Genomic DNA, 8,973 nt, shown 5'->3' with positions numbered 1-8,973 from the left:
GGCCACCCCTTCCGGCAAGCGGGCCTTGGCCAACCGGCGACCCGAGCTGTCCATCAGCTCGACGTCGTGATGATCCTCAGCCCAGTCATCCCCTACGAACAGCTGCAACGGTCCTCCCGTTCACACCGATCACCTTCACGCAGCCGGCGGGAGAACCATCAGCGACCTAATCAAGCAGTGCTCACACCACCATGGGCTGGCACGACATCCCAGCAGCGATCAACTCTCCCGGCCTACCAGCAAGGGGCACGATCTTTTTCCAGGACTCACACGCCCAGGCTCACAGAGTGCTCACCTGCCGGTCGGCTACCAACCAGGAGTTTGCCGGATGGCTCACTCCCAGAACTGATTAGGCTCAATGGAAACTGCGGAACCACGGCGCGTCGGGACACGACACGTCGACGGCTGTGGACTACTTCCCCAACTTCAGTGGAAATCGGACCTTCGATTTCCGTTGAAATTGCGCAGGGTGAAGTCGCGGAAGGTGCGGACCGCCGGCGGTAGCGCCCGGTCCGCCGGCCAGGCCAGGCCGATCGTGCGGTGCGCCGGTGGATCCAGCGGCACTTCGACCGTGCCCGGCGCCGGGCCGTTGTCGCCCGGCGGCAGCAGCGCCACGCCGAGCCCGGCGGCGACGAGTCCGCGCACCGTGTCGACCTCCTCGCTCTCGAACGCCAGCCGCGGCTCGAAACCGGCGCGTTCGGCCAGGCCCGCGAAGATCTGCCGGAGGCCGTAGCCGGGGCGGGTCGCCACGAAGTCGTCCCCGGCGAGCTCGGCCAGCCGCAGCTTGCGGCGCCGGGCCAGCCGGTGCCGCGCGAACAGCACCGCGACCAGCGGCTCCTCCCGCAGCGGCGCGGTTTCCCAGTGCGGATCGTGCTCCGGCAGCGGCGAGACGACGCAGAGGTCGATCTCGCCCGATCGGGCGCGCGCGAGCATGCTGTTGCGCGGCCCCTGCACGAGCCCGAACCGCACGTGCGGGTGCACGTCGCGGAACTCGCGCAGCAGCGGCGGCACCAGCGTGCTGCCCATCGTGTGCTGGAACCCGAACGTCACCCGGCCCCGGTCGGGGTCGACCTCCTCGATCACAGCCCGGCAGCCCGCCTCCAGCCCGCGCAACGCGTCCCCGGCGGCCGCCGCGAGCAGGGCGCCGGCGCGGGTCAGGTGGATGCCGCGACCCTGCCGCGCGATCACCGGGGTGCCGAGTCGATCGCCCAGCTTGGCCAGCGTGCGGCTGACCGTCGGCTGCGGGACGCCCAGCGACTCCGCTGCTCGTGTGAGATGGCCCTCGGCGGCGACCGCGCGCAGCAGGGCGAGCGACGGGGCGAGATGGGCCGCTAGCTGCGACGCGTCGTCCGGCTCGACTGATTCATTCACCACCGCATCAATCATGCGGCATTCCGACATTGGACGCATCAGTTCGGGCTACTTACGTTCGAGCACGTGAACGCAGTCGACCCGGCCCGCATCCGCAAGATCCGCATCGCCCTGCTGCTCGGTGCGCTGGCGATGTTCGCGCTGCTCTACGCGCCGCAGCCGGTGCTGCCGCAGCTAGCCGAGGTCTTCGCGCTGAACCCGGGCACGGCGGCGCTGCTCATCTCGGCGAGCACGCTCGGGCTGGCCGTCGCGGCCATCCCGCTCGGCACGCTGTCGGAAGCGGTCGGCCGTCGCCGCACGATGATCGCGGCCTTGCTGATCGCCGAGGTCCTGGGATTGCTGCTGCCATGGGTGCCGTTCTTCCCGGTGCTCGTGGCCGTTCGCCTGGTGCAGGGCGTGGCGATCGCCGGCTTGGCCGCGGTCGCGGCCGCATACCTGGCCGACGAGACCGGCGGCGAGCAGCTGGGCACGACGATGGGGCTCTACGTGGCGGGCACTACGATCGGCGGCATGGGCGGACGGCTGCTGGGCGGCGTGGTCGGCGACTTCGCCGGCTGGCACGGCGGGCTGCTGGCGGTGGCCGTGCTCGCCGGGGTGTGCACGGTGCTGTTCGTGGTGCTGCTGCCGGCCGAACGCAACCACCGGCGGCAACCGCTGCGCTGGCGCCCGCTGCTCGGCGGCTTGCGCGCCGCGCTCGGCGACCCGGTGCTCTACGCGCCGTACCTGGTCGCTGCGCTCGGTATGGGCGCCTTCGTCACCGTCTACAACGTGCTCGGCTTCCGCCTCGCCGCACCGCCGCTGCTGGTGCCGCCAGCGCTCGCAGCGCTCGCGTTCCTCGCGTACGCCGCGGGAACGGTCACCTCCACGCTGGCCGGGCGTGCCGCCGATCGCTGGGGACGCATTCAGGTGCTGCTCGCGGGCCTGGCGGTGACGGCGCTGGGCTTGCTGCTGATGCTCGCCGACAGCCTGCCCGTGATCGTGGTGGGCCTGGTCGTGTTCACCGGCGGATTCTTCGCCGCGCACTCGGTGGCGAGCGGGTGGGTCGGGGCGCGGGCATCGGCATCGGCCCGCGGCCAGGCGTCCGCGCTGTACCAGTTCGCCTACTACGGCGGCAGCAGCGTGGGCGGGGTGCTGGGCGGTGCGGCCTACGGCTCGTGGGGCTGGTCCGGGATGACGGTCCTGCTGTGCTGCTGGTTGGCCGTCGCGGCGGCCGGGGCGTGGATCGTCCGTGCCGTGCCCAAGCGCGTCGCGGTCGAAGCCTGATCAGGTCGCGTCGGAGTCGTACGGCGGACGCTCGCCCGGCGCGAGCGGGCGCTGCTCTGGCTTGGGCGGGTCGGCCGGCTTCGCCTGGTGACCGCCGTTGCTGCCGTTGCCGTTGAGGTCGTCGAGCGGGTTCTCCCCGTCGAAGAGGTGCTTGGTCACGGCCGAGCGCGGGTTGAAGTTGCGGATGCCGCGCAGGTCTTCCAGCGGTTTGCGCAGCTCGTCGAACTCCGGGCCGAGCTCGGACTTGATCTGCTCGCGGGCTCCGGTCGCGTACTCCTTGACCTGGCGGACGGTCCGGCCCAGCCACGCCGCGCCCTGCGGCAGCCGTTCCGGGCCGAGGATGAACAGCCCGGCCACGACGAGGACCAGGATCTCGAGCCAGCCGACGCTTTCGAACACCTCTCGACTACCTCCGGGTCCTCCACGGCTCGCGGACCAGCACCGCGCGCTGCCAACGCATCCCCAGGGTACCGACCGGGTGATCCGGGCAGGAGGGCGAACTGGCCGAGCACGCCGCCTTCACGAACTGTTAGCTGCTCGTTCGGCTCGCCGACCCGCCGGCGGTGCGGCCCATGCGGCGGCACGGCATTCCTGGGGCTCCGCGGTTCGCGGTTTGAGCTGGTCGGTGCGGCCGTGAGTGCTTCGGGCCGCGATAGCGCTCCACAACGCGCACGACCGCGATGGCTGCCGGAATCCGTTCGGGGCGGGCGTCGTGCCGCTGGCAATACCGCGAAACTTCCCGCCCGGCCGGACCAGGCGGGCCCCGCCGTTCACCGCAGGGTCACGTCGAGCACCAGCTCGCGGCCCTGCCGCACCACGGTGACCGGCACCCGCTCGCCGACCTGGTGCCGGTCGACGGCCACGATCAGCTCGTCCGCGCCGGCCACCTTGCGCTCGCCGACCCGGATGATCACGTCGCCCTCGGCGATCCCGGCCGCCGCCGCGGCGCTGCCGTCCTGCACGTTCTGCACCTGGGCGCCGTCGGCGAGCCCGTCGCTGACCGACTTGGCGTTGACGCCGAGATCGGCGTGCTGCACGTTGCCCGCGCGGATCAGCTCCTCGGCGATGCGCCGGACGTCGTCGATCGGGATCGCGAAGCCGAGTCCGATCGAGCCGCCTTCGCCGCCGGCCCCGAGCGTCCGGATCGCGCTGTTGATGCCGACCACCGCGCCGTTGCCGTCGACCAGGGCGCCGCCGGAGTTGCCGGGGTTGATCGCGGCGTCGGTCTGGATCGCGTCGATGACCGCGTTGGTGTCGGTGCCCTCGCCGGCCAGCCGCATCGGGCGGTGCACCGAGCTGACGATGCCGGTGGTCACGGTGCCCGCCAGGCCGAGCGGCGAGCCGATGGCGATCACCTCGTCGCCGACCGCCAGCTCGTCGGAGCGGCCGAGCTGGGCGACCGTCGGGTTCGACACCTCGACCTTGATCACCGCCAGGTCGGTCTTGACGTCGCGGCCGACGATCCGGGCGGGCACCCGGGTGCCGTCGTGGAAGACCGTGGAGACCAGCGCGCCCGGGGTGTCGGCGGCCATCGAGATGACGTGGTTGTTGGTGACCACGTAGCCGTTGCCGTCGATGACGACCCCGGAGCCGCTGCCGCCCTGCGCGCCGACGCGCACCTCGATCGACACGACGGCGGGGACCACGCGCTGCGCCACCGCGGCGACGGTGCCCTTAGGCCGGTCCTTGCCCTGCTCCACCTCGGCGAGGGTGACGTCGGGATTGGTGAGCGGATTGCCCTCCTCGGCGGTGATCCGGCCGAGCAGCCCGCCGGCCAGCCCGATGAGCAGGGCGATCACAGCGAGGATCACGAGCGCGCGCGGGTGCACCCGGCGGCCGAGCAGCACCTCGCGGGCGCTGAGCAGCGGGCCGGTTTCGGTGTTCTTGGCCTTCTCCTCCGGCTCCTCACCGAGCGCGGGCGGGCCGATCACCGCGCCTGCGGCGGGGTTGCGCCACGGGTCGCTCTCGCCGGAGTTCCACAGCGCCGGCTCTTCGGCCGGCTCGGCCACCATCGGCTGCTCGCCGGGCGCGCGCTGGAGCTTCTCGCCGCCCGCCTGCGGGCGGCCGAACGCCTTGGACAGCGCTTCCGGCGGGGGCGGGCCCTGCTCGATGCCGCGCGTCGGAACGCCGCGCCGGTTCGGGTCGAAACTGCCGGCCACGCCCTTCGGGCGGCCGAACGTCGAACTCTGCGACGGGTCGACGGCGGGGCGCTGCAACGGGCGCGGCGCGAGGCGGGGCGGGGAGGCCTGGCTGTTTCGCGTGGAGCGGTCCGGCGCGGCCGGCACTCCGCGAGCGTGGCTGGCCGCGCCCTGCCACGGATGCACGGGTTGGGCTGGCCGTCCGTTGGGGCCCTGCTGGCCTGCTTCGGGCTGATCCCGGCGCTGCTGGTCGGCGTCGGGGCCCTGTGCGGGCGTTCCTGGCTGGTCGCTCATCGCTCCCCGGGCATGCGGTCGGAACTCGTCCGTTCGAGTGGATCACACGGGCGCGGAGCCCGTGCCACCGGCATGTGGACGCACCGCCGGCGTGCTCATTTTGCCGGGCGACCGGTGAAGTTCGTGTGGGAGCGGGCGAACTCGTCCCGGCCGGATCAGTTCCCCGGCGGCGCGCTCGCCGAGGTGCTCGGAACGGGGACCTCGGCCGAGGGCTGCCGGCTGGGGGACGGGTCGCCGGGCAGGTTTTCGCGTGCCGACGCCGGGATGACGGCGTTGGTGAACGCGCCGCCGGGCAGCGGGTTCGGTACGCCCGGAACCGGCTGGCCGTCGTCGTCGGTCGGCAGGTTCATCAGCGCGAGAGCGCCCAGCACCAGGCCGGAGAACACCACGCCGGCCCCCTGCCGGGTGCGGCGGCCGACCCGCCGTGCCGGTGCCGCCGCAAGATCACCGACAAAAGGGGGCACGCTGCCGAGGGGCTGTTGGCTGCCGCCGAGCGGCCGCGAGGATCCGAGCGCCGCTCCGTCGCCGAACCGCTTCGCGCGGTCCGGGCGGGCGATGGCGACCAGCTGGCCGTCCTCGGTCAGCGCGAGGCCGTCCGGCTGGCTGGGCAGTTCTGCGTGCGCCGGGATGGCCTGCAGGGCCTGCAGGAGCTTCGGCGAGACCGACGGCGTCCCGGCCGCCCGGACCGCGGCGCGGGCCTGCCGCTGGGTGGCGGCGTCCGCGGTGCACGCGGGGCAGTGGGCCAGGTGGGCGACGGCGCGATCATGGGCGCTCGGGCTCAGCTCGCCGTCCACCAGCGCGACGATCGCGTCCAGCGCGAGGTGCTGCTCCGGCAGCCCCCACCCACGCAAAACCGTCATTCGTCAAACCTCCCGGGCATGCTCGCGGCGAGCTTCCAAGGTGGCCTTCAACATCTGGCGCCCGCGGTGAATCCTGCTGCGCACAGTACCCAGCTTCACGCCCAAGGTGGCACCGATCTCCTCGTAGGAGAGCCCCTCGACGTCGCAGAGCACCACCGCCGCCCGGAACTCCGGCGGCAGCTCGTCCAGCGCCGTCTGGAGGTCGGGGTCGAGGTGGGTGTCGCTGAAGACCTGTTCAGGACTCGGTCCACCGCCGGGCAACCGGTCGGTGTCCTCGGGCAGGCCCTCCATGCGCAGGCGGGACCTGCGGCGGGCCATGTCGAGGAACAGGTTCGTGGTGATCCGGTGCAGCCAGCCCTCGAACGTTCCCGGCTTGTACGACGCCAGCGACCGGAACACCCGGATGAAGGTCTCCTGGGTCAGGTCTTCGGCGTCGTGCTGGTTGCCGGTCAGGCGGTACGCCAACCGGTAGACCCGGTCTGCGTGCTGCCGGACCACCTCGTCCCACGACGGCGGGGTCCAGTTGACCTCTTCCGCGGCGGGCGAGACGGTGCTCTGTTGGACACTGGGGGCCACACTCATCGGCTGTGTTGCCATTGGGCGAGAAGCCACCTCCTGTGCGGTTGCATCTCCAAGAACGAACATGTCGCCTCCGTTGTTCCCGGCGGTGTCGTCAAGGAGACGCCGATCGGTGTCGGTTATGACGTGTCTACTCTCGTATGCCCTGGTGAGGTAGCGATTAAAGACTCCTGAGAACTGCCTGAGAACCTGACGTGATGCGGCTCGCATCGCGGGCCCGCCGGAAACGGCCCACTAACGATGTCGGCGGCCCTGGTCACGGCGGCGGGCAACGTCGATAACCTTTCGCGTTGTGATACCCGAGACGCCGGTGGGTGCCGGGCCAGTGGGCCGGAACCAGGTGCGATCCGGCGCGCCGACGGACACCTCGGTCGGGGCGTCGTCGCTGCACGTCCTGCGCTTCCTGGCGGCGGCGTTGCGGGCCAAGGCCGTTGTGGAGGTCGGTACCGGCTCGGGCGAGAGCGCGCTGTGGCTGCTCCAGGGCATGATGCCGGACGGCGTGCTGACGTCGATCGACGCGGATGCGGCCGCGCAGCGGGCGGCGCGCGCGACGCTGCGGGAGGCGGGCGTGCCGACCGGCCGGACGCGGCTGATCGCCGGCCGCGCGATCGACCTGATGCCGCGGCTCACGGAGGGCGGCTACGACCTGGTGTCGGTGGGCATCGCGACCACGGACTACCCCACGTACCTGGAGCTCGGCGTCCGCCTGCTGCGCCCGGGCGGCGTGATCGTGTTCGCGGGCGTCCAGCTGGCCAGCCCGGACGCCCGGAGCGCGCTGGCCATGGCGCTGCGCGACCTGGTCCGGGCCATCCAGACCGACGAGAACCTGGTCCCGGTCACGCTCCCCACGGGCCCGGGCCTGCTCGCGGTCGCCAAGCGCTGATCTTTTCCGGCCCTCGTCGTCGGTCGATCTTTTGTTTTGAAGCGGCGCAGCCGCTTAGCCCACCCTCGCAACTTGCACCGCCGCGGGTTCTCAGACGGTGCCCACCCCGTCGGGGTTCTTGGCGCGGCCAGTCCCCGATGCCGCGTATTGGTTCATGCGTAAGTCGGGGATCCCCCAGCGAGAAGGCGACCGTAATTCCCGCAGGGGGGCCGCTACCCGCACCGCTACGTAAGACGAGCCGTGAATCCCTTCTTGTCAGGCGGGGGAGACGGAGAGGAGCTTGCCCGCGAGGCCTCGGGCCCGGGTGGACAGGCGCTTGGCGATGTCGTTGAGGACCACCGCCGCGGGCGAGTCGGGGGCTTCCAGGACCAGCGGGGTGCCGTTGTCGCCGGCCTCCCGCAGGCGCGGGTCCAGCGGCACCTGGCCGAGCAGCGGCACGTCCGTGCCGATCGAGCGGCTCAGCGACTCCGCGACCAGCCGGCCGCCGCCGGAGCCGAAGACCTCCATCCGCTGGCCGTCCGGCAGTTCCATCCAGGACATGTTCTCCACGACGCCGGCCAGCCGCTGCCGCGTCTGCATGGCGATCGCCCCGGCCCGCTCCGCGACCTCGGCCGCGGCCTGCTGCGGGGTGGTGACGACCAGGATCTCCGCGTTCGGGATGAGCTGGGCGGTGGACAGCGCCACGTCGCCGGTGCCGGGCGGCAGGTCGAGCAGCAGGACGTCCAGGTCGCCCCAGAAGACGTCGGACAGGAACTGCTGCAGCGCGCGGTGCAGCATCGGCCCGCGCCAGACCACCGGGGTGTTGCCGGGGGTGAACATGCCGATGGAGATGACCTTCACGCCGTGCGACTGCGGCGGCATGATCATCTTCTCCACCTGGGTGGGCTTGCCGCCCGCGCCCAGCATCCGCGGCACCGAGTGGCCGTAGATGTCGGCGTCGACCACGCCGACCGACAGGCCGCGCTTGGCCATCGCGACCGCGAGGTTGACCGTCACGCTGGACTTGCCGACGCCGCCCTTGCCGGACGCCACGCAGTAGACGCGCGTCATCGAGCCGGGCTCGGCGAACGGGATGCGCGGTTCCTCGGCGCTGCCGCGCAGCATCTTGCGCAGCTCGGTGCGCTGCTCGTCGCTCATCACGTCGAGCTCGACCCGCACCGAGGCGACGCCTTCGACGGCGGACACGGCATCGGTCACCCGCTGCGTGATCGTGTCCCGCATCGGGCAGCCCTGGACCGTCAGGTACACCTCGACCGCAACATCGCCGTCGGAGCCGATGGACACGCTCTTGACCATGCCCAGGTCGGTGATCGGCCGGCGGATCTCCGGGTCCTCGACCTGGCTGAGGGCCTTCCGAACGGCGTCCTCGGTGGGCGTGGACTGCGTACTGGTCACGGTTACCTCGGCAAGCTGGAGTTGCGGACGTGGTCGGTGGTCGCTTCGCTGGCGCCAGCCTCGAAGACTCTCACACCCCGTTGTTGACAATCCCATGCTACGGACCGGTAGCCCGCCGCGGACAGGGCTGCGGGCCGGTGGCATCGCGCTGGTCAGTGGGGCGCGCGAGACAGAATGTGATTCTTGTTCG

The 8,973-nt window shown here is 71.9% G+C and carries 8 protein-coding genes; 2 read left to right on the top strand and 6 right to left on the bottom strand.

Annotated features, from left to right (window positions below):
• Positions 1-426: 426 nt before the first annotated feature.
• A complete protein-coding gene (locus BLW84_RS06545) occupies positions 427-1,374 on the bottom strand; it encodes a LysR family transcriptional regulator (RefSeq protein WP_425441684.1) in 948 nt (315 codons plus the stop codon).
• 63 nt (positions 1,375-1,437) lie between these two features.
• Here BLW84_RS06545 and BLW84_RS06540 point away from each other — a divergent pair, with 63 nt between their 5' ends.
• Complete coding sequence (locus tag BLW84_RS06540; protein ID WP_093262368.1) at positions 1,438-2,634, top strand: MFS transporter; 1,197 nt, start codon at positions 1,438-1,440, stop codon at positions 2,632-2,634.
• On the opposite strand, the gene tatB is transcribed toward BLW84_RS06540, so the two are convergent.
• The 4 genes from tatB to sigE form a co-directional block, all read right to left on the bottom strand.
• Positions 2,635-3,033 carry a Sec-independent protein translocase protein TatB gene (gene tatB / locus BLW84_RS06535; protein WP_093262366.1) on the bottom strand — a complete coding sequence of 133 codons (399 nt, stop codon included), beginning with the start codon at positions 3,031-3,033 and terminating at the stop codon, positions 2,635-2,637.
• A 371-nt stretch (positions 3,034-3,404) separates the two neighbouring features.
• Positions 3,405-5,066 carry a S1C family serine protease gene (locus BLW84_RS06530; RefSeq protein WP_245760970.1) on the bottom strand — a complete coding sequence of 554 codons (1,662 nt, stop codon included), beginning with the start codon at positions 5,064-5,066 and terminating at the stop codon, positions 3,405-3,407.
• A 155-nt stretch (positions 5,067-5,221) separates the two neighbouring features.
• Positions 5,222-5,926, bottom strand: coding sequence for a zf-HC2 domain-containing protein (locus tag BLW84_RS06525; RefSeq protein WP_177226317.1), 705 nt, complete (start codon positions 5,924-5,926; stop codon positions 5,222-5,224).
• A 3-nt stretch (positions 5,927-5,929) separates the two neighbouring features.
• The gene (gene sigE, locus BLW84_RS06520) at positions 5,930-6,523 is read right to left on the bottom strand and encodes an RNA polymerase sigma factor SigE (protein WP_093262363.1); all 594 of its coding nucleotides are present in this window, start codon (positions 6,521-6,523) and stop codon (positions 5,930-5,932) included.
• 307 nt (positions 6,524-6,830) lie between these two features.
• Between sigE and BLW84_RS06515 the strand changes: the two genes are divergently transcribed.
• On the top strand, positions 6,831-7,388 hold the full coding sequence (locus BLW84_RS06515) for an O-methyltransferase (RefSeq protein ID WP_425441683.1): 558 nt from the start codon (positions 6,831-6,833) through the stop codon (positions 7,386-7,388).
• 255 nt (positions 7,389-7,643) lie between these two features.
• On the opposite strand, the gene BLW84_RS06510 is transcribed toward BLW84_RS06515, so the two are convergent.
• Positions 7,644-8,783: an Mrp/NBP35 family ATP-binding protein gene (locus tag BLW84_RS06510; RefSeq protein WP_093262359.1), complete on the bottom strand. Its 1,140-nt coding sequence runs from the start codon at positions 8,781-8,783 to the stop codon at positions 7,644-7,646.
• Positions 8,784-8,973 lie beyond the last annotated feature (190 nt).

The organism is Saccharopolyspora shandongensis (assembly GCF_900106995.1).
Lineage (GTDB): Bacteria > Actinomycetota > Actinomycetes > Mycobacteriales > Pseudonocardiaceae > Saccharopolyspora > Saccharopolyspora shandongensis.
Note: the sequence above shows the minus strand (reverse complement) of the source record. Positions and strands in the feature narration are given on the sequence as shown.

Bases quoted from the DNA above. Each gene is read 5' to 3' on its own strand.
- BLW84_RS06530 (WP_245760970.1), bottom strand. From the start codon at position 5,066: ATGAGCGACCAGCCAGGAACGCCCGCACAGGGCCCCGACGCCGACCAG.
- BLW84_RS06525 (WP_177226317.1), bottom strand. From the start codon at position 5,926: ATGACGGTTTTGCGTGGGTGGGGGCTGCCGGAGCAGCACCTCGCGCTG.
- sigE (WP_093262363.1), bottom strand. From the start codon at position 6,523: ATGGCAACACAGCCGATGAGTGTGGCCCCCAGTGTCCAACAGAGCACC.